27 protein-coding genes are annotated in these 22529 nt (G+C 58.3%); 13 read left to right on the forward strand and 14 right to left on the reverse strand.

Going from position 1 to position 22529, the window contains the following annotated elements:
- Window positions 1-165 precede the first annotated feature (165 nt).
- Entirely contained in the window at window positions 166-1224 is a 1059-nt protein-coding gene (locus tag HMPREF2820_RS03380; protein ID WP_016423287.1) for a Cj0069 family protein, read from the forward strand.
- Between the two features lie 65 nt (window positions 1225-1289).
- On the opposite strand, the gene HMPREF2820_RS03385 is transcribed toward HMPREF2820_RS03380, so the two are convergent.
- The 4 genes from HMPREF2820_RS03385 to HMPREF2820_RS03400 form a co-directional block, all read right to left on the reverse strand.
- Entirely contained in the window at window positions 1290-1892 is a 603-nt protein-coding gene (locus HMPREF2820_RS03385) for a Maf family protein (RefSeq protein WP_016423286.1), read from the reverse strand.
- A 147-nt stretch (window positions 1893-2039) separates the two neighbouring features.
- Entirely contained in the window at window positions 2040-2300 is a 261-nt protein-coding gene (locus HMPREF2820_RS03390; RefSeq protein ID WP_070602782.1) for an acyl-CoA carboxylase epsilon subunit, read from the reverse strand.
- Window positions 2297-3925, reverse strand: a complete 1629-nt coding sequence (locus HMPREF2820_RS03395; RefSeq protein ID WP_070602784.1) for an acyl-CoA carboxylase subunit beta — start codon at window positions 3923-3925, stop codon at window positions 2297-2299. The genes HMPREF2820_RS03390 and HMPREF2820_RS03395 overlap by 4 nt, the downstream gene beginning before the upstream one ends.
- Before the next feature lie 105 nt (window positions 3926-4030).
- On the reverse strand, window positions 4031-5671 hold the full coding sequence (locus HMPREF2820_RS03400; protein WP_070565954.1) for an acyl-CoA carboxylase subunit beta: 1641 nt from the start codon (window positions 5669-5671) through the stop codon (window positions 4031-4033).
- Window positions 5672-5797: 126 nt separating this feature from the next.
- Here HMPREF2820_RS03400 and HMPREF2820_RS03405 point away from each other — a divergent pair, with 126 nt between their 5' ends.
- The 4 genes from HMPREF2820_RS03405 (at window position 5798) to purE (ending at window position 9034) form a co-directional block, all read left to right on the forward strand.
- Window positions 5798-6655: a biotin--[acetyl-CoA-carboxylase] ligase gene (locus HMPREF2820_RS03405; protein WP_048733626.1), complete on the forward strand. Its 858-nt coding sequence runs from the start codon at window positions 5798-5800 to the stop codon at window positions 6653-6655.
- Between the two features lie 6 nt (window positions 6656-6661).
- Entirely contained in the window at window positions 6662-7123 is a 462-nt protein-coding gene (locus HMPREF2820_RS03410; RefSeq protein ID WP_069359648.1) for a YdbT family protein, read from the forward strand.
- 30 nt (window positions 7124-7153) lie between these two features.
- Window positions 7154-8443: a 5-(carboxyamino)imidazole ribonucleotide synthase gene (locus HMPREF2820_RS03415; protein ID WP_083229266.1), complete on the forward strand. Its 1290-nt coding sequence runs from the start codon at window positions 7154-7156 to the stop codon at window positions 8441-8443.
- A 114-nt stretch (window positions 8444-8557) separates the two neighbouring features.
- On the forward strand, window positions 8558-9034 hold the full coding sequence (gene purE, locus HMPREF2820_RS03420; protein WP_042389458.1) for a 5-(carboxyamino)imidazole ribonucleotide mutase: 477 nt from the start codon (window positions 8558-8560) through the stop codon (window positions 9032-9034).
- Window positions 9035-9054: 20 nt separating this feature from the next.
- Here purE and HMPREF2820_RS03425 read toward each other — a convergent pair whose 3' ends face one another.
- The 7 genes from HMPREF2820_RS03425 to rpmB all read right to left on the reverse strand — a co-directional run bounded on the left by HMPREF2820_RS03425 (window position 9055) and on the right by rpmB (window position 13572).
- Complete coding sequence (locus HMPREF2820_RS03425; RefSeq protein WP_069359647.1) at window positions 9055-10665, reverse strand: FMN-binding glutamate synthase family protein; 1611 nt, start codon at window positions 10663-10665, stop codon at window positions 9055-9057.
- Window positions 10666-10718: 53 nt separating this feature from the next.
- A complete protein-coding gene (locus HMPREF2820_RS03430) occupies window positions 10719-11444 on the reverse strand; it encodes a TIGR03089 family protein (protein WP_069359646.1) in 726 nt (241 codons plus the stop codon).
- Window positions 11445-11491: 47 nt separating this feature from the next.
- The gene (locus tag HMPREF2820_RS03435) at window positions 11492-12427 is read right to left on the reverse strand and encodes an AEC family transporter (protein WP_070602786.1); all 936 of its coding nucleotides are present in this window, start codon (window positions 12425-12427) and stop codon (window positions 11492-11494) included.
- A 165-nt stretch (window positions 12428-12592) separates the two neighbouring features.
- On the reverse strand, window positions 12593-12844 hold the full coding sequence (gene rpsR / locus HMPREF2820_RS03440) for a 30S ribosomal protein S18 (RefSeq protein ID WP_005511410.1): 252 nt from the start codon (window positions 12842-12844) through the stop codon (window positions 12593-12595).
- 14 nt (window positions 12845-12858) lie between these two features.
- Window positions 12859-13164, reverse strand: a complete 306-nt coding sequence (rpsN, locus tag HMPREF2820_RS03445; protein ID WP_005511414.1) for a 30S ribosomal protein S14 — start codon at window positions 13162-13164, stop codon at window positions 12859-12861.
- A 3-nt stretch (window positions 13165-13167) separates the two neighbouring features.
- Window positions 13168-13332, reverse strand: coding sequence for a 50S ribosomal protein L33 (rpmG, locus tag HMPREF2820_RS03450; protein WP_005511413.1), 165 nt, complete (start codon window positions 13330-13332; stop codon window positions 13168-13170).
- A 3-nt stretch (window positions 13333-13335) separates the two neighbouring features.
- On the reverse strand, window positions 13336-13572 hold the full coding sequence (gene rpmB / locus HMPREF2820_RS03455; RefSeq protein ID WP_016423274.1) for a 50S ribosomal protein L28: 237 nt from the start codon (window positions 13570-13572) through the stop codon (window positions 13336-13338).
- Window positions 13573-14028: 456 nt separating this feature from the next.
- On the opposite strand from rpmB, the gene HMPREF2820_RS03460 reads away from it, so the two are divergent.
- The 7 genes from HMPREF2820_RS03460 to HMPREF2820_RS10955 all read left to right on the forward strand — a co-directional run bounded on the left by HMPREF2820_RS03460 (window position 14029) and on the right by HMPREF2820_RS10955 (window position 19322).
- Window positions 14029-14295, forward strand: coding sequence for a type B 50S ribosomal protein L31 (locus HMPREF2820_RS03460; protein ID WP_005511390.1), 267 nt, complete (start codon window positions 14029-14031; stop codon window positions 14293-14295).
- Between the two features lie 21 nt (window positions 14296-14316).
- The gene (gene rpmF, locus HMPREF2820_RS03465; RefSeq protein WP_005511439.1) at window positions 14317-14490 is read left to right on the forward strand and encodes a 50S ribosomal protein L32; all 174 of its coding nucleotides are present in this window, start codon (window positions 14317-14319) and stop codon (window positions 14488-14490) included.
- Between the two features lie 242 nt (window positions 14491-14732).
- Window positions 14733-15425, forward strand: a complete 693-nt coding sequence (locus HMPREF2820_RS03470) for a response regulator transcription factor (protein ID WP_005511429.1) — start codon at window positions 14733-14735, stop codon at window positions 15423-15425.
- The gene (locus HMPREF2820_RS03475) at window positions 15425-16981 is read left to right on the forward strand and encodes a sensor histidine kinase (RefSeq protein WP_048733614.1); all 1557 of its coding nucleotides are present in this window, start codon (window positions 15425-15427) and stop codon (window positions 16979-16981) included. The genes HMPREF2820_RS03470 and HMPREF2820_RS03475 overlap by 1 nt, the downstream gene beginning before the upstream one ends.
- Before the next feature lie 158 nt (window positions 16982-17139).
- Complete coding sequence (locus HMPREF2820_RS03480) at window positions 17140-18459, forward strand: S1C family serine protease (protein ID WP_070602788.1); 1320 nt, start codon at window positions 17140-17142, stop codon at window positions 18457-18459.
- Between the two features lie 72 nt (window positions 18460-18531).
- A complete protein-coding gene (locus HMPREF2820_RS03485) occupies window positions 18532-19101 on the forward strand; it encodes a MogA/MoaB family molybdenum cofactor biosynthesis protein (RefSeq protein WP_005511427.1) in 570 nt (189 codons plus the stop codon).
- Between the two features lie 2 nt (window positions 19102-19103).
- Window positions 19104-19322: a hypothetical protein gene (locus HMPREF2820_RS10955; RefSeq protein ID WP_083276386.1), complete on the forward strand. Its 219-nt coding sequence runs from the start codon at window positions 19104-19106 to the stop codon at window positions 19320-19322.
- A gap of 60 nt (window positions 19323-19382) precedes the next feature.
- Here HMPREF2820_RS10955 and mscL read toward each other — a convergent pair whose 3' ends face one another.
- The 3 genes from mscL to HMPREF2820_RS03500 form a co-directional block, all read right to left on the reverse strand.
- Window positions 19383-19799 (reverse strand): large-conductance mechanosensitive channel protein MscL, encoded by a 417-nt coding sequence (gene mscL, locus HMPREF2820_RS03490; RefSeq protein WP_016423268.1) that lies wholly within the window; start codon window positions 19797-19799, stop codon window positions 19383-19385.
- 252 nt (window positions 19800-20051) lie between these two features.
- Window positions 20052-20597 carry an SAF domain-containing protein gene (locus HMPREF2820_RS03495; protein WP_224433571.1) on the reverse strand — a complete coding sequence of 182 codons (546 nt, stop codon included), beginning with the start codon at window positions 20595-20597 and terminating at the stop codon, window positions 20052-20054.
- Between the two features lie 105 nt (window positions 20598-20702).
- Window positions 20703-21377 carry a 5-formyltetrahydrofolate cyclo-ligase gene (locus HMPREF2820_RS03500; protein ID WP_070602790.1) on the reverse strand — a complete coding sequence of 225 codons (675 nt, stop codon included), beginning with the start codon at window positions 21375-21377 and terminating at the stop codon, window positions 20703-20705.
- 132 nt (window positions 21378-21509) lie between these two features.
- Here HMPREF2820_RS03500 and HMPREF2820_RS03505 point away from each other — a divergent pair, with 132 nt between their 5' ends.
- On the forward strand, window positions 21510-22484 hold the full coding sequence (locus HMPREF2820_RS03505) for a UTP--glucose-1-phosphate uridylyltransferase (RefSeq protein WP_016423265.1): 975 nt from the start codon (window positions 21510-21512) through the stop codon (window positions 22482-22484).
- Window positions 22485-22529: the final 45 nt, after the last annotated feature.

Raw genomic sequence — 22529 nt, forward strand, 5'->3', positions numbered from 1 at the left:
GGAGTCCAGGTAGTGCCCTAAAATTTAGCTGAGAGTTAGCGCAAAAACTGTGTTGATTCGTATCACCGGAAAATGGGCTGAAATAGGCTATCTGCCTGGGTATTCGCTGCGTTACGGAGACAATTGAGTGCCGGAAGTCCATGTATTTTCTTAAAAGGAGTGCCTGTGCACAAGAACATTGTTGTATTCGAGATCGAGGGCGGCTCGGACAAGTACTTCGACGGACACCGCAAGGACACCATGCCAATCGTCAACGCTATCCGCGAAGCCGGTTGGTCCGCTGAGGTCGTCTACTACCGACCGGAGTGGAAGGACGACCTGTACGACTATGTCTCTCAGAACTTCGACGGCTACATCTCCCGCGTAAACCCGGGCAACATCCCGGGTGGCGAGAGGGGCTACTTCGAGCTTCTGACCAGTCTCTCGGTCGCTGGTTTGGTTGGTATGTCCACCCCGGGCGAGATGATGGCCTACGGCGCAAAGGACGCACTGGTCAAGCTCAAGGACACTGACCTGGTTCCGTCTGACACCGCTGCTTACTACGACGTCGAGGCATTCCACAGCACTTTCCCGACCTCCCTGTCCTACGGCGAGCGCGTCCTTAAGCAGAACCGTGGCTCCACCGGATCCGGCATCTGGCGCGTGCGCATCGCTGACGAAGAGGTTGCTAAGAACGTTGAGCCGGGCACCCCGCTGCCGCTAAACACCAAGCTGAAGTGCACCGAGGCCGTGGACAATCACACCGAGACTCGCGAGCTCGGCGAGTTCATGGATTTCTGCGACCAGTACATCATCGGCGATAACGGCATGCTCGTGGACATGCGCTTCATGCCGCGCATCACCGAAGGCGAAATTCGCATTCTGCTGGTCGGTCCGCACCCGGTCTTCGTGGTTCACAAGAAGCCGGCCGAGGGCGGCGACGCTTTCTCCGCAACCTTGTTCTCTGGCGCGAAGTACACCTACAACAAGCCGGAAGAATGGCAGGACCTCATCGACATGTTTGCTGAGGCTCGCCCGGTCATTGCCGAGAACCTCGGTGGCGACAATATCCCGCTGATCTGGACCGCTGATTTCATGCTGGCAGACGGCGAGAACGGCGAGGACACCTACGTTCTCGGCGAGATCAACTGCTCCTGTGTTGGCTTCACCTCCGAGCTGGATATGGGTATCCAGGAGCTTGTTGCTCAGGAGGCCATCAAGCGCGTTGAGGCTGCTAACAAGTAGTCTCAACAGCTAGGAAAACCGCACCAATTTGGTGCGGTTTTTGCTTTACGACGTCCTTGCGATGCCTACCGATTCCAGAACTGGGAGACCGAATAGCCGTAGCGATACAGAGCTCGGCGCACGACAGGTAGCGACAGTCCGATCACACTGGATGAGTCGCCATTGATGCCATCGACAAACCAGCCGCCTAGAGCCTCCAAGGTAAACGCGCCAGCGCACTTCAGTGGCTCGCCCGTCGCAGCGTAGGCACGGATGTCCTCTTCTGGGACTTCAGCGAAATCGAGGGAAGTAATCGCCACCTCAAGGTGCTCGCCCTTTGGTGTCACGACACAGTGACCAGTAATCAGCTCAGCCGTCCGGCCGCTCTGTTGGTGCCAACGCTCAATGGTCTTTTCTTCCGTGTGGGGCTTGCCCTGCAACTGCCCGTCGAGAAGCAGCATTGAATCCCCGCCAATGACAATGTCATTGGGGTAGGCCGGAGAGGCAGCGTGTGCCTTGGCCTGCGCGAGTTCCTCGACGATGCGTACCGGCGATGCGTCCGGAAGGGCTGTGATTACGGCATCCTCGTCGACGTTGGGCGCTACTGTGATGGGCTCGATGCCTGCAGAGCGGAGAATGTGCAGTCGCGAAGGGGAAGTGGAAGCCAAGACGATTCGGGGGCTGCTCATAGTTAGTGATTTTAGTGAGGGCGGAATCGTAAAGCCTAATTTTCAAAGATAAAAGCGCCATCACCGAAAAACCGATGATGGCGCTTCGCACTAGCAGATTGGCGCAGCTAGCGTGCGGTAACGACTACGCGGTAAGCGGTAGCTGTACTAGTAGAAATGGACGTTGCGGAACGTGCCCGGTACGTGCTGGTGCGGCTGGTGGAAACCCTCTTCCAGCCGACCCCAGTTGTTGCGCGGGCCGCGGTCCTCTGGGGCACCGCCGGCTGCTGCCATACCTGCGAACAAAAGCGCGAGCGTGGCGGTTCCAGCGTCTGACGGGTTGCCCTTGAGGACGGACATGAACGGTGCAGCCGGGGCTGTAGCGGCGTCCTTGTCTTCGGTTGCTGGGGTGTTTTTGGAATCGGTCACAGCGGAATGTTCCCATGCTTCTTGGCGGGTACGTTAACAACCTTGCGATCCAGCAGACGCAGACCCTCGATGATCTGACCGCGGGTCTCGCTCGGCGGGATAACGGCGTCGATGAAGCCGCGCTCAGCAGCCATGTACGGGTTGACCAGGGTGGCCTCGTACTCTGCCTCGTACTCCTTCTGCAGTGCGACGACGTCCTTGCCCTCGGCTGCAGCAGCCTTGAGCTCCTTGCGGTAGATGAAGCCGACAGCGCCGGAAGCACCCATGACCGCAATCTGAGCGGTCGGCCATGCCAGGTTGATGTCAGCGCCCATGTCCTTGGAGCCCATCACACAGTAAGCTCCGCCGTAGGCCTTACGGGTGATGACGGTAATCTTCGGGACGGTGGCCTCAGCATATGCGTACAGCAGCTTGGCGCCACGGCGGATGATGCCGTCGAACTCTTGGTTGGTGCCCGGCAGGAAGCCTGGAACGTCAACCAGCATGATGATCGGAATGTTGAAGGCGTCACAGGTGCGGACGAAGCGAGCCGCCTTCTCGGATGCCTTGATGTCGAGGCAGCCAGCGAACTGAATCGGCTGGTTGGCGACGAAACCGACCGAGCGACCTTCCACGCGACCGAAGCCGATGACCACGTTCTGTGCGTAGTCCTCCTGAATTTCCAGGAAGTCCTCGTCGTCGACCAGACGGGTGATGACGTCCTTGATGTCGTACGGCTGGTTTGGGGAGTCCGGAATCAGCGTGTCGAGCTCGAGGTCAGTCTCAGTGATGTTGTCAGCGATGGAGCCCTCGAACTGCTCAGCCTCCATGCGAGGAGCCTCAGCGCGGTTGTTGGACGGCAGGTAGCTGACCAATTCCTGAACGAAAGTCAGAGCGTCTTCGTCATCAGCGGCGGTGTAGTGCGAAGTACCGGAGGTGCTCATGTGAGTACCAGCGCCACCCAGCTCTTCCTGTGTGACCTCTTCGCCAGTGACGGTCTTAATAACGTCCGGGCCGGTGATGAACATCTTGGAAGTGCCATCGACCATGACAATGAAGTCGGTCAGAGCCGGGGAGTAGACGTGGCCACCAGCGCAGGCGCCCATGATCAGGGAGATCTGTGGGATAACACCAGAAGCCTGGGTGTTTCGGAAGAAGATCTGGGAGTAGAGGCCGAGGGAAACAACGCCCTCTTGGATGCGGGCACCAGCACCCTCGTTGATGCCGATAATTGGGACACCGGTCTTGATGGCCAGATCCATGATCTTGACAATCTTTTCACCGTAGACTTCACCGAGCGCGCCACCGAAGATGGCGCCGTCCTGCGAGAAGACACAGACCTGGCGGCCATCGATGGTGCCGTAGCCTGTCACAACACCGTCAGTGACAGGGCGCTTGGCGTCGAGGCCGAAGTTCTTGGAGCGGTGACGTGCGAGAGCGTCAACCTCCACGAACGAGCCCTCGTCCAAGAGGAACTCGATGCGCTCACGAGCGGTCATCTTGCCCTTGTCGTGGACGCGGTCAATGCTGGCCTGGCCCATTGGAGCCTGGGTCTCTGCGAGACGGGCTCGCAGATCGGCCAGCTTTCCAGCAGTAGTGGTCAAATCCGAGGTTTCACCGGTTGATGTATTTGCGGCAGTCGTCATACCAACTAGTTTACGTTTCGAAAACGGGGGGAGGTAGTTGGGGGCAATCGCTGTTAACAAAAGTAGGGGTAATGGCTAGCTCGTTGTACAGCAAAAAGCCTGCTCTTACAGTGGAATATTGCCGTGCTTGCGCGCAGGCCACGGTACTTTCTTTGAAGTTAGCAGGCGCAGATTTTTTATCACCCGAGTTCGTGTCTCGGAGGGGAGGATGACTTCATCAATTAACCCCCGTTCGGCGGCACGATAAGGCGTGAGCATGTGTTGCTCGTATCCCATTTCCAGTTCAGCAATGAGTTCTTTCACACTCTCGGGAGTGCCAAATCTATCGGCCGCTGGATCTGCTGCGAGAGCTGCTTCGGTAGCGGTTCGAATCTCGGCACGATGGAGGAAGCGTACTGCGCCAGAGGCGCCCATCACGGCGATCTGTGCCGTCGGCCAAGCCAGATTTACATCCGCGCCGAGCCCCTTTGATCCCATCACGCAATACGCGCCGCCATAGGCTTTGCGCATGGTGACGGTGATTTTAGGAACGGTTGCTTCTGCATAGGCATAGAGCAATTTGGCGCCACGGCGCAGAATTCCCTGGTGTTCTTGATTTGAACCGGGGAGAAAGCCGGGTACGTCTACGAGAAAGACGAGTGGAATGTTGAAACAATCGCAGGTTCGGACGAATCGCGCGGCCTTCTCCGCTGCATCGATATCTAGGCAGCCCGCGAATTCCATGGGCTGATTAGCGACAAACCCAACAGATTGACCGTTGAGACGGCCAAGGCCAATCACGACATTGGCTGCCCGGTTTTCCTGGATTTCCAGGAACTCCGCATCGTCACAAAGCGCGTAGATGACTTCATGCACGTCGTACGGCGTGGATGGGCTGTCGGGAATGAGACTGTCGAGGGTGCGATCGGTGTCGGTGATTTCGTCACTGGCATCGGAATCCCAGCTGGGCGCGGGGGAGGTTGTGTTGTTGGGGAGGTAGTCCAGCAAATCGCAGACCCAGTCGAGTCCATCCTGCTCGCTAGTGGCGGTGTAGTGGGAGTTTCCGGCGATCTCCATATGGGTGTCGGCGCCGCCGAGCTCGTGCTGGCTGATTTTTTCGCCTGTGACTGTTTCGATTACGTCAGGGCCGGTGACGAACATACGGGAGTTTTCCTCCACCATGACAACGAAGTCCGTCAGTGCTGGGGAGTAGGCATTTCCGCCCGCACAGGCACCAAAAATGACTGAAATCTGCGGAATGACGCCGCTGGCGCGAACGTTGTGGTGGAACGTCTGGGCAATAAAGTCCAGTGAGACTGCGCCATCTTGGATACGGGCGCCGGCGCCTTCGTACATGCCAATAAGGGGGCGGCCGGTAGTGATGGCAAGTTCCTGAATCTTGACCATCTTTTCGCCGTAGACCTCTCCGAGTGCACCACCGAAGATTGTGCCGTCCTGAGAGAAGATGCAGACCTCACGGCCGTCTATGGTTCCCCAGCCGGTGATGATTCCGTCGGTCACGGGGCGTTTGGCTTCCATTCCAAATGCGGTAGTGCGGTGGCGGGCTAGTGCATCGAATTCGACAAAAGACCCTTCGTCCAGCAGGTAGTCAATGCGCTCGCGGGCATTCATTCGCTCAGTCAGTTTGAGCTTGTCGTAGCCTCGCGACCCCATCGGAGTCAGTGCAGCAGTGCGTCGGCGTAAAAGGTCTTCATTGAGAAAAGCGGTGGTGTGTTGCTCCGCCGCCAAACGTGAGGAAATAGTCATGTTATGGAATGTAGTGTTTGGGAAGGAAAATAGTAAAGCAGGCGAGCTGTGATGATTCTCACGCTGTCGAGCTCTTGAGAAAGGCCACGACTCAGTGAATCCGGCCATGACGCTAGACTGCTGTGCATGACCGACCCCAGAATTGTTGCTTCCCGCAAGCCTCTTGACGCCACGCGTGTGCGCGCAGCCGCGCCGGGCTGGAGTTCCATTGAGGTTGTCGAAACCACTGGTTCGACCAATGCCGATCTTCGGCAACAGGCGGCACTGGGGCAGGCGGCAGATCTCAGTGCGCTTATCGCCTCGGAACAGACCGCAGGTCGCGGTCGACTGAGCCGTAGTTGGACGGCCCCGAAGGGTGCGTCCATTGCACTCAGCGCAGTGCTGCGCCCGGAAGGGCTCGCACCCGAGCAACTGGGTCTGTTGCCGTTAGTCGCGGGCCTCGCAGTCGTCGATACTGTGGTGGAAGTTGCAGGACTGGCGCCTGAGCGCGTTTCCCTGAAGTGGCCGAATGATGTCCTGGTTGACGGTCGTAAGCTCTGCGGAATTCTGGTGGAGGCCGCGTCGCTGACACCGCCAATTCTCATTCCGGGAATCGGCATCAACGTTTCCCTGCAGGAAGATGAGTTGCCGGTGCCACACGCCATTTCGCTATACCTGGCGGGAGCGGAAAACCTCGACCGCGATGACATCTCCGCTGGTGTGCTGCGGGCGCTGGGACGTCGTCAAGCACAGTGGCGAAAGGGCGATGCTGAGCTGCTGCGGGACTACGAGGCGGTGTGCGCGACCATCGGATCGAACGTGCGCGTGGAGTTGCCGGGAGACCGCGTGCTGGTGGGCAAGGCGGTTGGCGTGCGTGCCGACGGCGAATTGATCGTCACCGACGAAGCTGGCACAAGTCACTTTGTTGCGGCCGGTGACGTGTTCCATGTTCGCGCCACTGACGGCGGCTATGCGTCCCCGCAGGCTGATTCGGAGCGGGGGTAGTGCTGTATGGCCTTTCCCGATGATGAGTTGGACACGCGCGAGGCAATTCTGCTGGACACCAATCCAACTTTTGGTCGGCTGGTGTGGCCGCTCTTGGAACTCATGGTTATCACCGGCGTCTGCTGGTTACTGATTGGGTTTATCGACGGCCCTGCGATTGCTCCGGGAGATTTGCAAGGTGTGCGTCAGCTGCTGCTCTTCGCGTGGCTGGGGCTTATTCTCTGGCGCGTCGTTCGTCCGGTACTAAGTTGGCTGGGGGAGCGGTTTGTACTGACTGATAGGCGAATTATTCTGCGCCGTGGCATTCTGCGCCCGCAGGTGGTCTCGATTGATTTGCGTTCGGTACGTGCGGTCAATCGCAAGGGCGGCGTGCTGTATCTGCACACCCGCAGTTTCGGCCCGCCGCTGGCTGTGGAAGATATTCCCAGCTCCCGCAAGGTGGCTAAGTTGGTCTCCCGGTTGACTTAGATTTTTGGGTCATAACCTACAATCAGGGGTGTGATTGCTTCGGATACCCCTGAAAACCCCACTAATTCCACTTCTGATTCCGCTGCAGCGCTAACCGCGGCGCAGCATCCCGCGCATGCTGATGGCGTGCCGGTGGTGGCGGTGATTGGTGACGGTCAGCTGGCTCGCATGATGCAGACTGAGGCCATTGAGCTGGGACAGTCCATCCGTTTGCTCGCCGGTTCGCCGGATGCTTCCGCGGCGCAGGTGTGTGCGGACGTTATCATCGGCGACTACCACGTCTGGGAAGATGTTGAACGCGCTGTCGCCGGTGCGCAGGCCGTGACTTTCGACCATGAGCACGTTCCCACCGAATTCCTCAACAAGCTGACCGAGATGGGCTACTCGGTTCAGCCCCAGCCGTCGGCGTTGCTGTACGCGCAGGATAAGCTGCTGATGCGCCAGCGCCTGGAGGAACTGGGCGCTCCGGTACCTGCCTACGCTGCTATTGAGTCCGTCCAGGATGCCGAAGCTTTCTTCGACCGCGTTGACGGCGCCGTCTGCCTGAAGGCCCGACGTGGCGGTTACGACGGTCACGGCGTGTGGTTCCCGAAGGACCGCGAGGATCTGCGCGCGCTTGTCGACGAACTGTTGGGCAAGGACGTGCCGCTGATGGCCGAGCGGAAGGTCGCGCTGGTTCGTGAGTTGTCAGCCATGTGTGCGCGCACACCGTCGGGTGAGGTCAATGCCTGGCCGGTCCTCGAGTCTGTGCAGCGTGACGGCATCTGTGTTGAGGCAATCTGCCCGGCACCAGGGCTTTCCGACGAGCTTGCGAGCGCGGCCGAAAAGCTCAGTGTGGCTATCGCTTCCGAGCTGGGAGTAACCGGCGCGCTGGCAGTCGAGCTGTTCGAAACCGTCGATGCTGACGGCAATCCGGAGATTTTTGTCAACGAGTTGGCCATGCGGCCACACAATACTGGTCACTGGTCGCAGGACGGCTGTGAGACCAGCCAGTTTGAGCAGCACCTGCGTGCAGTTGCTGACATGCCACTGGGTTCCACTCGCCCGACTGCGCCGGTGACGGTAATGGTCAATACGCTCGGTGGCGATGAGGCCTCGGACGTGCCGATCTCGCAGCGCTTTGCTGAGGTATGGCGCCGCTTCCCATCGGTGAAGATTCACTGGTACGGCAAGGATTGGCGCCCAGGACGTAAGCTGGGTCACGTCAACCTGTGTGGTTATGACGCGAGCCCGGAAGGCATCGCGGAGACCCGTCGAATTGCCAACTTGGCTGCCGACTACATCGTTGATGGTGTGTGGGCAGACGGCTACACGGCATAAAACCAGCGCTGTTAAAAACTAGATTGCTATCTCAAGGAGGCAACATTGGCTGAAGCAAACCAGGTGGCAAGCCCGAAGCTGGCCAACGCAACCGGTCCGTTGGTTGGCCTGATTATGGGGTCGGACTCGGATTGGCCGACCATGGAGCCGGCAGCTGAAGTGCTGGCTGAGTTCGGAATTCCGTTTGAGGTAGGCGTGGTCTCTGCGCACCGCACTCCGGAACGCATGATTGACTACGCAAAGTCGGCCGCTGACAAGGGCCTGCGCTGCATTATCGCTGGTGCCGGTGGTGCTGCGCACCTACCGGGCATGGTGGCGTCTGCCACTCCGCTGCCGGTTATCGGCGTGCCACGCGCGTTGGAGAACCTGGAGGGTGTCGATTCCCTGCTGTCAATCGTTCAGATGCCGGGCGGCGTTCCGGTGGCAACCGTCGGTGTGGGCGGCGCTAAGAACGCTGGCCTGCTGGCTGTGCGTATTCTCTCGGCCGGTTACCCGGAGCTCATTGTGGCGATGGAGAACTACCAGGCCAACATGCGCGATGAAGTTCTGGCGAAGGACGAGCGCCTGCGCAAGAAGCTGATGGGCGAGTAGGGCGCGCAACCAGCCCCGAACTACCGGCGCATATGAACCGCGGGGTAGTGGAACGTGTCCGGGTCGGCGGTCTCCCAGGCTTCGGCCCAGTTGTGGAAGCGAGTTCCGCTAAGCAGCTCGCCTGGCTGCAGCCAGTTGTAGAGCTCCGCGTAGGTCTCACCGACCTGCTCATTGGTGCGCCGCAGCAGGTGGGACGGCCCCAGCTCAGAGAAGCTATTCAGGCCCATCGATGCCAATAGGCTAGCTGCTTCCGCGACCGTGGCATTGTGATAGTTGGCCACACGCTGACCCTTGTCGTCGACATCCAGGGCCTTCCACAGGCTCGGATCCTGGGTAGCCACACCCACCGGGCAGGTGTTTGTATGACATAGCTGAGATTGGATACAGCCGGTGGCCATCATCATGCCGCGAGCCGAGTTCACAAAGTCAGCACCGATGCACATGCGCTTCACAATATCGAAGCCAGTAATGACCTTGCCGGACGCACCGAGCTTAATGCGATCTCGCAGGCCGGCACCTACGAGCGCGTTATGGACGAGAATCAGGCCGTCGGTAAGCGGCAGGCCAACGCGGTCGGAGTATTCCAGCGGTGCAGCGCCGGTGCCGCCTTCAGCGCCGTCGACGATGATGAAGTCCGGGGTGATGTTCTCTTCCAGCATGGCCTTGCATACGGCGAGGAACTCAAGCTGGGAGCCAACACACAGCTTGAAACCGACCGGCTTGCCACCGTTGAGCTCGCGCATGGTGCCCATAAACCGAACAAGTTCACGTGGGGTGGAGTAGACGCGGTGGTACGGCGGGCTCATCACACCCTTGCCAACTGGTACGTGGCGAGTAGCCGCGATTTCCTCATTGACCTTGTGACCTGGCAGCATGCCGCCGAGTCCCGGCTTTGCGCCCTGGCTAACCTTCAGATAGGTTGCCTTGACCTGCGGAATCTTAGCCTTTTCACGGAAGAGCTCCGGATCGAAGTCGCCATCCTCGGTACGCGCACCGAAGTAACCGGAACCCAGCTGCCAATAGAGGTCGGCACCATACCTCAAATGGTAAGGGCTGATAGCACCCTCGCCGGTGTCCTGTACGAAGTTGCCCAGCTTCGCGCCCTTATTCATTGCCATGACAGCGTTAGGGGACAGAGAGCCAAAACTCATGGCTGAGATGTTGAAGATAGACGCTGAGTACGGCTGGGCGCAGTCCGGGCCGCCAATATCTACGCGCGGATCCTCGATGACGTGCTGGCTCGGCGCCATCGAGTGGCGGACGTACTCGTAGCCGGGCGCATTAATCTTTCGCTCAGTACCGAATGACTTCTTCGAGGACAGCCCCTTCGCACGCTCGTAGACCACGGTACGAGTATCGCGGTCGAACGGAGCGCCGTCGAAGTTGCGCTCGATGAAGTACTGCTGCATCTCAGGGCGAATGGTCTCACCCATGTAGCGCAGATGGCCGATGACCGGGAAGTTCCGCAAGATGGAGTGCTTCTTTTGAAGCATGTCATAGATAGCCACAACATCCAGGAAGAGGATGAAGGCCATCAGAATCCACCACCACGGGCTCAAATCCCATACAGCCAGTGCGCCCAAGACGTTGATGAGGGCGAGAATCGCAAGAATATATGGTCGGGTAATCACGGTTTCCAGGTTATCGCGACTACTTAGAGCGCTTCTCGACGGGACAGCTGCGACTAAATCACACGGGCTTTTTCGGCCGTAGAAATAGCAGTGACACGCTCGCTATCGCCACCGCGCACGACGACGGCAGCACCTCCACGAACCCAAGCCGACAGCACATTACGTGCCCATTTATCTGCGGTGACCTGTGAAGAATCAGGCACCAGCCAGCCGTCGGAGACGACGCGGGAACCGGTCGTGAGCTGCATCTCGTCCGCATAATCGCCAGCAGATGAAAGCAGTTCTGCAGCCGACTTCTCCCCAATAACGGGGGTTTGGTCGGAGTCCGGGCCTGCGCCTAGATATGCGTCTGGGTGGAAACGAACTTCCGGACCAAAGTCAATGACTCCCGGTGGAATATCATCACCGCATTCCACGACACCGCGGCCAAAGGGATCGTCGGTAAGCACTGCGATATAGGCGTCCGGAAACTTCTCCTCCCACGTGCTGACATTGGCGACCGTGGTGAAAACGACCAGAGGCTCCTCGTCGCTAACTGTGACACCAGCACGCTCGCAGCCCAGGATGATGCAGGCGGACTGCCAAATCAATGGCAGGTCAATCCATGCTTGGTCTCCGGCGACGAGATCGAACTCATCGTGCAGCATGTTGGCGATCTTGCTGGCCCAGTTGTCCAGGGTTTGAGCCGATAAATCGGTACGACCGCCGGTAGTTTCGTCATAACAGGTCAAACGAGGCACGGACGGGTCGGCCTCGAGAAGTGTCTTCAGAATCTCCACGCCTCCAAGGGTAACGAGATTCTCTCCAGGCCGTCGGGAAGAGTCCCCTAACTCAACAGCAGGGTGAACAACAGGACCGTCGGCAAGCAGGCGATTGTTGTAATCACGCCGCAGTCGCGCGCCTGCTCAAGGTTCCGGCCGAAGCGGGAGGCGAAGGTGTAGACGTTTTGGGCTGTCGGCAGGCCGGCGATAATCACAGCTGCCAGCAGCGCATGCCCGCTGAGACCGAAGACGAAATGGCCGAACAGTAGAGCGAGCGCGGGGTGGAGGAAAAGCTTCAGCGTAGACGCCACCACGACAGCGCGACGAGGGGAGCGGCCGGCTTCCATAAAAGGCATGCCATGCAGGCTGATACCGAAGGCCAGAAGTGCCATTGGCACCGCGGCCTGCCCCAATAGCCCCACTGGATGCGCTACGAACTGAGGTACGTCGATAGCAAACGCATTAATCGCAAGCCCCGCCACCGCCGCCAGAAAAATAGGGTTCTTCAGCGGTGCCATGATGACATTGCGCGGTCGGAAATGACCGCGGTTAGTGAGGATTTTCAGCACGGTCATGGAAGCGGGCGCATAGAAGGCAATCTGAAAGATAAGGGCAGGGACGACGGCGGTAGCGTCGTGAAGCACTGCGACAGCGATCGGCACGCCGAGATTAGCGACGTTGTTGTAACTCGACGACATCGCGCCGACCACTGCATCGGCGCCGCGCTGTTTGAACATGGGCGCCACAAAAATCCGGTAGAACGCCGCCGTGCCAAGCGCCGACAGTGCCGCGACACCAAACGCCGAACCGAAGATGCTCGCCGAATCCGCCGTTGCGAGAGTGTGCGCGAGCATGCACGGCATCGCGATCCAGAACACGACCATGTTCAGGGTAAAAGATGCCCGCTTATCGACGATCTCACTGCGCCCAAACAACCAGCCAACAATGATCAGTACTGCGACGGAACCAAAGCCGGTGAATATTTCGGTGAGAGCGGGCATAAGTGCATATTTTAGACAATAAAAAACGGACCCAATCCAATCCCCTCGGTGGGGAAGGACTGAGTCCGTTTTACGCTGTTATCGCATGTATCGTCATGCGGCCAGCGCGTAAATAAGGCCTTTCGGCGGGTGTTCGAATGATCGGCTCCCGCCGACCAGCCATCTTTAGCGGCTGGTGAACGGCAGGAGTGCCATCTCGCGGGCGTTCTTCACAGCGGTAGCGACCTGGCGCTGCTGCTGCGGAGTCAGACCGGTGACGCGGCGGGAACGAATCTTGCCACGGTCAGAGATGAACTGGCGGAGCAGGTTAATGTCCTTGTAATCAACCTTCTCAACGCCTGCGGCCTTGAGCGGGTTCTTCTTCGGGCGGCGGGACTGCTCCATCCGCGCCTTCTTGTTAGAGTGATTGCGCTTCATTGGTGCTCCTCGACTTACCAGCTGGACTTACGGACGCCCGGGAGTTCGCCACGGTGGGCCATCTCACGAACGCGGACACGGGACAGACCGAACTTGCGGAGGTAGCCGCGCGGGCGACCATCTGCAGCGTCACGGTTGCGGACGCGAATCGGGGACGCGTCACGCGGCTGACGGTTCAGCTCGTACTGTGCGTCCATGCGCTCTTCGTCAGTGGAGTGCGGGGACTTGATGATGCGCTTCAGTTCAGCGCGACGTTCTGCATAACGAGCGACGATTTCCTTGCGCTGCTCGTTCTTGGCAATCTTGGACTTCTTAGCCATGAATTAGCGCTCCTCGCGGAATTCGACGTGCTTGCGGACAACCGGATCGTACTTCTTAATGGTGATACGGTCCGGGGTATTGCGCTTGTTCTTACGGGTCACGTAGGTGTAACCGGTGCCCGCAGTGGACTTCAGCTTGATGATTGGACGAATGTCATTACGTGCCATTTTTTAGATCTTCTCCCCACGTGCACGAATCTGAGCAACAACAGCCTCGATACCGTACTTGTCGATGGTCTTCAGACCCTTCGGGGACACATTCAGAGTGATGTGACGCCCCTCAGAGGCGAGGTAGAACTTCTTACGCTGCACGTTGGGGTTCCAACGGCGCGACGTGCGCCGGTGGGAGTGGGACACGGTCTTGCCGAAAGACGGCTTGCGTCCCGTAACCTGGCAAATCGCCGACATAGGGATTCCTTTGCTTCCTTGCCGCCCAATGCCGACATCACTGGTGCGCCACGCCGGACTATTGAATAACCGAGGAATCCACCTGGCCTTTTCCGGGGCGCTGCCCACTGACACTCGACGCTGAGCGCGTAAACGAATAACTAGACAACAGCGAGAGAACAGTTTACACACGAGTTGCGGGATAACCTAATCGCTGTTCCACTGTGGTTTTCTCGGTGCGACTCTCGAGTGTCGTCATAGAGTTCGTGCTTGTCGACGGGCGTTAGTGCAGGGCCCTTTTTTAATTTTCGGGCTCGAGCCTGTAATATTCCATCGAGTGTCACATGCCGGTTTATAGAAATATTGACCCGGTGCGTGTCATTGTAAGTCGTGTTCGTACCCAACTCAGGCACGATTCTCTCACTCTTAGCTGGGGGAAAGCGACCTGAAGTTCAATCCTGAGGGAAACGAGAATTAATGAAGAAGGACATCCATCCTGATTACCACCCGGTGGTTTTCAAGGACGCAGGCACGGGTCACTCTTTCCTTACCCGTTCCACCGCCACCTCCGACCGCACTGTCGAGTGGGAAGACGGTAACGAGTACCCGCTGATCGTCGTTGACGTCACCAGCGAGTCGCACCCGTTCTGGACCGGTGCTCAGCGTGTCATGGACACCGCTGGTCGCGTCGAGAAGTTCCAGCGCCGTTACGGTAACCGCATTCGCCGCGCGAAGAAGAACTAAGAATAGGAGGGGAATAAGAAAATGGCAGTACCAAAGCGTCGCATGTCGCGTGCTAACACCCGCGCTCGTCGTTCCCAGTGGAAGAGCAACAACGTCGCTCTCCAGGAAGTCAAGGTAAACGGCCGCGTCTACAACGTTCCTCGTCGCATCGCCAAGGCTGTTCAGCTCGGCCTGGTTGACGTCGAGAAGTTCTAACGCGCATCTTTTAGGATGCTGACAACGTTCCTCGCTGGACCGCCGAGCGCTTCGCGCGCCCAGAGTGTGTTCAGTATGTAAGGAACAGTTGGTAAAGAGCTTTTTAAGCCTCACCCCATCGCTTGTACTTGGCGATGGGGTGAGGTTTTTCAGTTGTATGGCCGAGTTTTATGGGAGCACTCTCACGAAGAATCTGTGTCACATTTACACTCGCCTTATATTTTCAAGGCACAATGGGCAGTATGAAGATTTTGGTAGTTGATGACGATCAAGCGGTACGCGAAGCGTTGCGGCGATCGTTGACTTTTAATGGCTACACGGTCGAGCTCGCCGAGGATGGCGCAGAGGCCTTGGAAAAGATTGCCAAGGATCGTCCGGATTTGGCCATTTTGGATGTCATGATGCCGAAGCTCGACGGCCTGGATGTTTGCCGTCGGCTGCGCAGCGAAGGCGATGATCTGCCGGTCATGATGTTGACTGCACGTGATTCGGTCTCCGAGCGCGTAGCTGGTCTTGATGCCGGCGCAGATGACTACCTGCCCAAGCCGTTCGCATTGGAAGAGCTGCTCGCTCGTGTCCGTTCGCTACTTCGTCGTTCTGCTTTGGAAGTGCCTGCGATGGAGGATGCCGCAACTCTGCAGTTTGAGGATCTCTCCCTGGACCCGGAAACTCGTGAAGTCTTCCGCGGTGAACGTCGCATTAGTCTCACTCGTACAGAATTTGCGCTGCTGGAATTGCTGATGAGCAACCCGCGGCGTGTGCTCTCCCGTACCGCCATTTTGGAGGATGTCTGGGGCTATGACTTCCCGACGTCCGGCAATGCGCTGGAGGTCTACATTGGCTACCTGCGTCGCAAGACGGAGGCAGAGGGAGAGCCGCGTCTGATTCACACCGTTCGTGGTGTCGGTTATGTGATGCGGGAGACCGCACCGTGATGTTGCGCCGTCGTCGTTCGACCGGCGGTGGCGTGCAATCAAATCAGCGTTCTGCCACGGAGGCCAATCCGGGGCAAGGTACCGTCGGTAAGCAAGAGAAGTCCGCGAATACTGAGACGATGGCAGGGGAATCGCTTCCCGGCCTGCCGCGGAGCTCGCGTATCCCTTCGCTGCGTTGGCGGCTGACTATTCTGACAGCGCTCATTGTGGCGATGTCGGTGGGGCTGATGACGCTGGCTGCATTTTTTACTGTGCAGGCAGCGCTATACCGCGAGGTGGACAGTAACCTCCGTAGCCAGGCGGAAAAGCTGCTGATGTCACCGTACGCTTCGGAGTTTGCCATTGGCCCCTCCTTTGAAGCGGACTCGAACAGGATTCTGAACCCCGATTTGGACGCGGTGTACTTTGCCCACGGCAGTGTGGCGGGCAAAGGCGGTGGCTCTATCTCTATTGGTGGCCCCGAACTTGCGGTGTTGCGGGGGAATCGACAGGAATCGATTCGCACCGATGAGTACAACGGCCGTCGCGTATACGCAGTCCGCTCCGAAGACGGTGCGACGCTAATCCTGTCACAGGATCTGAGCTCGACGCAGTCGGTCTTGAAAGCGCTCAGTGCAGTGCTGCTGAGTATCTCTGCTATCGGAATCCTCTTCGCAATCGGATCAGGTATTACGGTGGCAACAACGGGTCTGCGCCCGGTCACTCGGCTGCGCATTGCTGCGGAGCGAGTGACGGAAACCGACGAGCTGCGCCCAATCCCTGTGGAGGGCGATGATGAGCTTGCGCGCTTTACGCGCAGCTTCAATGAGATGTTGGCTGCACTTCAAGCGTCGCGCATTAAGCAAGCGGAGCTGGTTGCAGATGCTGGTCATGAGTTGAAGACTCCGCTGACGTCGTTACGCACAAATATTGAACTGCTGATGATGGCCTCCCGTTCGGGAGCGGCAATCTCGGATGAAGATCGCGCGGATCTGGAAGCTGACGTCATCGCACAGTTGGAAGAGTTGTCGACGTTGGTCGGTGACTTGGTTGATTTGGCACGCGAAGATGGCCCGCAACAGGTTATTGAGCATGTCGATGTCGACGAAATCATTTCCACGTCGCTGGCGCGTGTTGAGCGTCGTCGTCCGGATATTACCTTCGATGTGCAGACAGCTCCGTGGTATGTCTACGGGGATTCGGCGGGTCTTGGTCGCGCAGTTTTGAACTTAATGGACAATGCTGCAAAGTGGTCGCCAGAAAATGGCACCGTGCGGGTTCGTCTAACGCCGCTCAGTGAGGTTGTCGCTGAATTCACGGTGGCGGACTCGGGGCCAGGTATCCCGAAGGAAGATCGAGACAAGGTCTTCGAGCGTTTCTACCGTTCCATTCAGTCGCGGTCGATGCCTGGATCCGGCCTGGGCTTGGCCATTGTGAAGTCGGTCATCGTCCGCCACGGGGGCACGATTACTGCCGATGAGTCCGATGATGGCGGTGCCTTGATGCGAGTGACTCTGCCGGGCAGTCCGCACAGCGGAAAAGGCGAAGACTCCGATTCAGCTCAAGAGCCTAGCTAGAAACGCATAACCCCACGTCAAAGCTGATGTAATCCCCGCTGCACGCGGCCTTTTAAGGAAGTGCGTGGCGGGGATTCGGTGTTTCATTCGGGGAATTATCGGCGAGACCGCAGACTGCTCTCAGCCAATTGTTAGACAGACAGTGCAAGGTATTACGTATGAGCAACTCTTTCAACGATTCCTCGCGAGGAGATGAGCGGGGACACTACTCCTCGCAATCTCACAACTTCAGCGAGAACCGTGCCATTGGGGATGCTGGTGAGACAAACCAGTTTTCTGTCAATGAGCGCGGCTGGGAGAATTCCCACTACAACACCATCCCGTCTCAGCCGAACGGCGCTTACGGAGGCGGTTCAGAGTGGGACGTTGCGGCCAATCAGCAGAAGACCAAGGGTGCCCAGGGGGCTAAGGGCATGGGGGCGCTGGCAGTCGCTGCCCTGATGCTGTGCTCGGCCGGTATCGGTGGTGGTGTCGGCGCATGGGTAGTTCACAACTCGCAGTCGTCGGCCCCCGCGGACAACGCGCTGGATAAGCCTGCGGAAACCCGTCAGGTAGCAGCAGCTGAGGGGTCCGTGGAGAAGGTCGCGCAGAAGGTCCTTCCCAGTGTCGTCTCCATCACCACTGCCTCGGAGCGGGGCATGGCGTCGGGGTCAGGCTCCATTCTGTCGTCCGACGGTCTGGTGCTGACGAATAATCACGTCGTCGCAGGCGCGGGTCCGGACGCACATATGGAAGTCCTGCTTTCCGACGGCACCACGCACCCGGCAACTCTGGTTGCAGGGGATGCGGCTACGGATATTGCCGTTATTCGAATTGAAGGTGTTAACGGGCTGCGCCCAATCTCGCTGGGCAACTCCTCGCAGGTTCAGGTTGGCCAGGAAGTGGTAGCCGTTGGTTCGCCACTGGGACTGACCTCCACTGTTACGCAGGGCATTGTCTCCGCTAAGAACCGTCCGGTGACCGCCGCTGGTGAAGACGGTCAGTCCTCGGTCATTGATGCAATCCAGACCGATGCGGCGATTAATCCGGGTAACTCCGGCGGAGCGCTAGTGGACATGGAAGGCAACCTCATCGGTGTGCCCAGCGTGATTGCCTCTAACAGTGAGGCGTCGGAGCAGGCGGGCAGCATTGGCCTTGGTTTCGCAATTCCGGTTAATCAGGCTCGTCGCATAGCGGAAGACCTGATCGATTCCGGCAAGGCGCGGATGCCTGTCATTGGCGCCCAGATCGATTCGCGTCCGATTGCACGTGGTGCACTGGTGCGAGAGGTAACGCCAGGTGGCCCAGCTGATAAAGCGGGGCTGAAAGATGGTGACCTGATTACCAAGGTTGATGACCGCACACTTGACAACGGCGTTGCACTAATTGCGGCTATTCGGTCGCATCGGATCGGGGATTCTGTCACACTTACAGTTACAGATGAGCGAGGCGGCAACGAGCGAACGGTCGATGTCACCTTGGCAGAAGCCCAGGATTGATAGGCAGCGTGGTGGAGTGAGTACCTCACCATCTGTAGAAGAGTTTTCGAGTGAAACTTCGAGTGAAAAGCTGTGGGAGAAAGCGAGATAGAGCAGATGAGTGAAACCGTGAGTACTGAGCCAAGTGACGTCAACCTCGCTGAGATGGAGCGTCTTATCAACGACGACGGCCAGGTCCGAAATGCGTTCGTTGTCCTCGTGGGCGACCATTTCGAGAACCCGGATGGTGCGGCTTCGCTCATGGTTGAGCTGTTGGAAGAAGACGGCTACTCGGTCGATGCCGTGGTCAGCACGGGTGCAGTGAAGCGTGAGATCCGGAAGGCTCTAGATACCGCTGTTGTCGGTGGCGCAGATTTGGTCGTCACGGTGGGTGGTGTTGGAGTTGGTCCTCGTGCGAAGACTCCGGATGCCACTCGCAAGGTTCTCGATGTGCGGCTGCAGGGCATCGAGCAGGCTATTCGTAACTCCGGTATGGGAGCTGGCGCCTTGGATGCGGGGCTGTCCCGCGGTTTGGCCGGTGTGTCCGGTCAGACAGTGATTATCAATCTCGCGGAGTCTCGCGCTGCAGTGCGCGATGGCATGGCGACAATTCTCCCGCTGGTCTCTCACGTGCTTGATGACCTCTGCCGCTGGAGCGTCTAGGAATGGGCGACGCTAAGCAGCCCAATCAGCCTGAGCAAGCCGCGCCGCGCAGTGGCAGCCGTAGGCAGCGTCGTCGCGCAGGTGCACCGGCGAAAAACTTTGCCCAGTCGCGCAGTGCGAAAACTGCGCGCACAGTGCACTATCACGATGAATCCCCGGAGGATGCTCGTGATTTTGATGCGGACTACTGGACAAAACAGCGCCCACCCCATTGGGGATGAGCGCTGTGTAAAAAGCGTTAGTTAGCTTCTTATCGGAAGCTCGCAACTAGCAGCTAGAGGCTAGTTCAGCTCCGTCTTCGGCTTGCCGTTCTGCTCTGCCAGCAGGTCACGAATCTCAGTCAGCAGGTCAGCCTCGGTGACCTCCGGTTCAGCGGAGGTCTCCAGACGAGCCTCACGCATCGCGTTGAACTTGTTCATCGGAGCAACGATGACGAAGTAGACAACCGCTGCGACCAGCAGGAAGTTGATGACTGCGGTGATGACAGCTGCGAAGTCAAGGTAGGTCGACGGGTTGCCGCTGATGATTTCGAAGCCAAGGCCAGTGACCTCTGCGCCACCGATGGTGTTCAGCAGCGGCTCGAGCAGGCTGTCGGTGAAAGCAGTGACGATTGCGGTGAACGCAGCACCGATGACAACACCGACCGCCAGGTCGATGACGTTGCCGCGCATGATGAACTCTTTAAAGCCCTTAAGCATAGGAAATTTCCTTCTGTAGAAACGGAACAAACCAAACGAGACCTGTGAGTCATCGTGTTGCTCATGGCAGGCCCATACGATTTTGAGAAACGGGGCAGTGCGATATCAGGCAGTGCCACTCTTCTTCGCTCTAATCGTAGTTTTGAATTGCCTGGCCATTGTATCCCTGCACTAAGTTGTGGGACAAGTCAACTTTCTGCGAAAAACACTGTTCAGAGCCGTAAATTCTTTGAACCAGTGAGATTTTGGTCACTAACCCGCGAGTAACAGTGTGAGCGGAGATGCTAGCGATGTCGCAGCCACCACCTCCGCGGCGCCGGTGGGCAGAGCGACCAAGACCACCTCATCGTCGACGATGTTGACCACCCTTGCCCCGTGTGCAAGCGGCGCCGCCACCCCGCGCTCATCCGCTGTCGACACAATATCCACGCTGTCACCAGTGCGAAGAGCGGACACAATGCCCGCATCAGTCAACGTGATGGCAATAATTTTGCTTTCCGACGTCCCCGTCAGCGACTTGGCAAGTGACGGGCCGACCATTCGCTGCTCTGTAATTATCTCTCTCGGTGACATGCCGGTGGCCAGGGTGCGTCCCCGCACAGAGGCGATGTCCGTTACGGCTCCACCGGGAACGAGCTCCCGGGGAATGTCCTTGAAAGCCACATCTTGTTCTGCCACCGATGCGCCAGCGGCAATGGATTTGGCGCTAACCACTACCCGAATATGGCCGCTGCGGGGTGTCAATGACTCCACCGCCGCCAGGCCGACTGCGCATAGGAAAACAGTGAGGGCAACCATCCGCCGAATAGTTGTGGGGCGGAGCTTTCGGAATGGACGCGGAAACCGGGACGAATATTTTGGGCTCATATTAAGTTAGGCGCGAAAATCCCGGAATCGGTTCCATTAAATCTGTGAAATCCCCGCTGGCGTGATCACATAATCGGCAGGAATGTCGTGCTCATCGTAGGCAAGCTCCGTGCGCAATTCGGTGTCGAAAACCGCAACAGCGATGACCGCAGTTCTCGCTCCATCCGTATCGTCGTCGCGTCGAGCGAAAACCAAGCTGCGATCGTAGTAACCAGCGCCACGCCCTAACCGCATCCCGGTTGCGAGGTCGGCCGCAACTGCCGGCAGAATAATGGCGTCGGCAACACCCAGCTCAGCTGGGCCAGCAGAGTCTTCCACCGAAACAGGTTCTAAGAGTCCAAATCGGCCCTTGTGGAAGCTGCCGTTGTAGTAACCCCAGTGCAGCGGTTGTGGTGGACCGGGCGGGCAGACGGGAAGCAGAATTCGTGCTCCGGGAACCGCGTTGGCCAGAGCCTCCACAAAGCCCTGGCCGGGCTCACCACCAGTCGAACTAGAAACGCTTGCGCCGGGTTCGTCGCCAGCGGGGACATAAGCGGCAATGACGGGTTTTGCGAGGTCGCCGACGGTATTGGATAACCATTCTTGCAACCGCTGTGCCAGTGCTTCGTCGTCAAGCATGCGCTCACGCTGCCCCTTGGCGGCGCGTGCGGCGAGTACCTCGTACCGTGTGCGGGTTTTGAAATCAGACGTGGTTTCGGGAAGCGGAGCCATACCTGCAAACCTACTCTGTCAGGTAGGGGAGAGACCTCTGTCGTCCGCGCAGGAGAAAATTTCTGATTAATGCGTTGAAAAAGCGGGGTCAGCCTCCGAGCAAATGGAAGTTATATAGGTATCGTTGCCATTATGGTCTCATCGTCTAAAGAGTCTGGTTCGGACATGACTACTCCGGTTCGAACTGTCATCGTTCCTGCCGCGGGCATGGGTACGCGATTCTTGCCTGCCACCAAGACAGTGCCGAAAGAATTGCTGCCCGTAGTTGATACGCCGGGCATCGAGATGATTGCTGAAGAGGCCGCCGCCACTGGTGCGCAACGCCTGGCTATTGTCACAGCGCCGAGTAAGGATGGCGTGCTTGGGCACTTCGACCCGCGCCCGGACCTTGAGCAGACTCTCGCCGAGCGTGGCAAGGACAAGATTGCAGCGAAGGTACGCCGCGCCACCGAGGTCATTCGCGTGGAATCCGTTGTTCAAGATCGACCGCTGGGCCTGGGGCATGCGGTGTTGGTCGCAGAGCCGCTGCTCGAAGACGATGAGGACAGCGTTGCTGTCATGCTTCCCGACGATCTCGTGCTCCCAGTGGGCGTGATGGATCGGATGACGGAAGTGCGCGAGCGCTTTGGTGGTTCGGTGCTGTGTGCGCTGGAAATTCCTCATGAAGAGGTCTACAACTACGGTGTCTTCGATATTGAGGACGCCACCCCGGCGGAGTCTGGTGAGCTCGGTGCTGACGCGGCCGACGCTGATGCCTGGGACGATGTGAAGCGAGTCAAGGGCATGGTGGAAAAGCCGGACCCTGCGGATGCTCCATCCAACTTCGTTGCAGTCGGACGTTACTTGCTCGATCGCGCCATCTTCGATGCGCTGCGCCGCATCCCGCGCGGTAAGGGCGGCGAATACCAGCTCACCGATGCAATTGAGCTGCTGATTCAAGAGGGGCATCCGGTTCATGTGGTCGTTCACAAGGGGTTCCGCCATGACCTGGGAAATCCTGGTGGCTTCATTCGTGCTTGCGTAGACTTTGGACTCAGGCATCCGGACTACGGCGAGGGGCTGCGCGACTACATGCAGCAGCGTCTGGCGCAGGATGAACAGGCTTAAAGCCTTTTTATAGAGGCTTGTACTGAGAAGCTGAATAGCCATAAA

Origin of the sequence: Corynebacterium sp. HMSC064E08 (assembly GCF_001811805.1) — a bacterium.
GTDB classification, from domain to species: domain Bacteria; phylum Actinomycetota; class Actinomycetes; order Mycobacteriales; family Mycobacteriaceae; genus Corynebacterium; species Corynebacterium jeikeium_D.

What these genes read in the sequence shown, in the direction of transcription:
- HMPREF2820_RS03385 (WP_016423286.1), bottom strand. Translation starts at nt 1,892, where the DNA reads ATGAGCAGCCCCCGAATCGTCTTGGCTTCCACTTCCCCTTCGCGACTG.
- HMPREF2820_RS03395 (WP_070602784.1), bottom strand. Translation starts at nt 3,925, where the DNA reads ATGACGACTGCCGCAAATACATCAACCGGTGAAACCTCGGATTTGACC.
- HMPREF2820_RS03400 (WP_070565954.1), bottom strand. Translation starts at nt 5,671, where the DNA reads ATGACTATTTCCTCACGTTTGGCGGCGGAGCAACACACCACCGCTTTT.
- HMPREF2820_RS03405 (WP_048733626.1), top strand. Translation starts at nt 5,798, where the DNA reads ATGACCGACCCCAGAATTGTTGCTTCCCGCAAGCCTCTTGACGCCACG.
- HMPREF2820_RS03410 (WP_069359648.1), top strand. Translation starts at nt 6,662, where the DNA reads ATGGCCTTTCCCGATGATGAGTTGGACACGCGCGAGGCAATTCTGCTG.
- purE (WP_042389458.1), top strand. Translation starts at nt 8,558, where the DNA reads ATGGGGTCGGACTCGGATTGGCCGACCATGGAGCCGGCAGCTGAAGTG.
- HMPREF2820_RS03435 (WP_070602786.1), bottom strand. Translation starts at nt 12,427, where the DNA reads ATGCCCGCTCTCACCGAAATATTCACCGGCTTTGGTTCCGTCGCAGTA.
- rpsR (WP_005511410.1), bottom strand. Translation starts at nt 12,844, where the DNA reads ATGAAGCGCAATCACTCTAACAAGAAGGCGCGGATGGAGCAGTCCCGC.
- rpsN (WP_005511414.1), bottom strand. Translation starts at nt 13,164, where the DNA reads ATGGCTAAGAAGTCCAAGATTGCCAAGAACGAGCAGCGCAAGGAAATC.
- rpmG (WP_005511413.1), bottom strand. Translation starts at nt 13,332, where the DNA reads ATGGCACGTAATGACATTCGTCCAATCATCAAGCTGAAGTCCACTGCG.
- rpmB (WP_016423274.1), bottom strand. Translation starts at nt 13,572, where the DNA reads ATGTCGGCGATTTGCCAGGTTACGGGACGCAAGCCGTCTTTCGGCAAG.
- HMPREF2820_RS03460 (WP_005511390.1), top strand. Translation starts at nt 14,029, where the DNA reads ATGAAGAAGGACATCCATCCTGATTACCACCCGGTGGTTTTCAAGGAC.
- rpmF (WP_005511439.1), top strand. Translation starts at nt 14,317, where the DNA reads ATGGCAGTACCAAAGCGTCGCATGTCGCGTGCTAACACCCGCGCTCGT.
- HMPREF2820_RS03470 (WP_005511429.1), top strand. Translation starts at nt 14,733, where the DNA reads ATGAAGATTTTGGTAGTTGATGACGATCAAGCGGTACGCGAAGCGTTG.
- HMPREF2820_RS03475 (WP_048733614.1), top strand. Translation starts at nt 15,425, where the DNA reads ATGTTGCGCCGTCGTCGTTCGACCGGCGGTGGCGTGCAATCAAATCAG.
- HMPREF2820_RS03480 (WP_070602788.1), top strand. Translation starts at nt 17,140, where the DNA reads ATGAGCAACTCTTTCAACGATTCCTCGCGAGGAGATGAGCGGGGACAC.
- HMPREF2820_RS10955 (WP_083276386.1), top strand. Translation starts at nt 19,104, where the DNA reads ATGGGCGACGCTAAGCAGCCCAATCAGCCTGAGCAAGCCGCGCCGCGC.
- mscL (WP_016423268.1), bottom strand. Translation starts at nt 19,799, where the DNA reads ATGCTTAAGGGCTTTAAAGAGTTCATCATGCGCGGCAACGTCATCGAC.
- HMPREF2820_RS03495 (WP_224433571.1), bottom strand. Translation starts at nt 20,597, where the DNA reads ATGGTTGCCCTCACTGTTTTCCTATGCGCAGTCGGCCTGGCGGCGGTG.
- HMPREF2820_RS03500 (WP_070602790.1), bottom strand. Translation starts at nt 21,377, where the DNA reads ATGGCTCCGCTTCCCGAAACCACGTCTGATTTCAAAACCCGCACACGG.
- HMPREF2820_RS03505 (WP_016423265.1), top strand. Translation starts at nt 21,510, where the DNA reads ATGGTCTCATCGTCTAAAGAGTCTGGTTCGGACATGACTACTCCGGTT.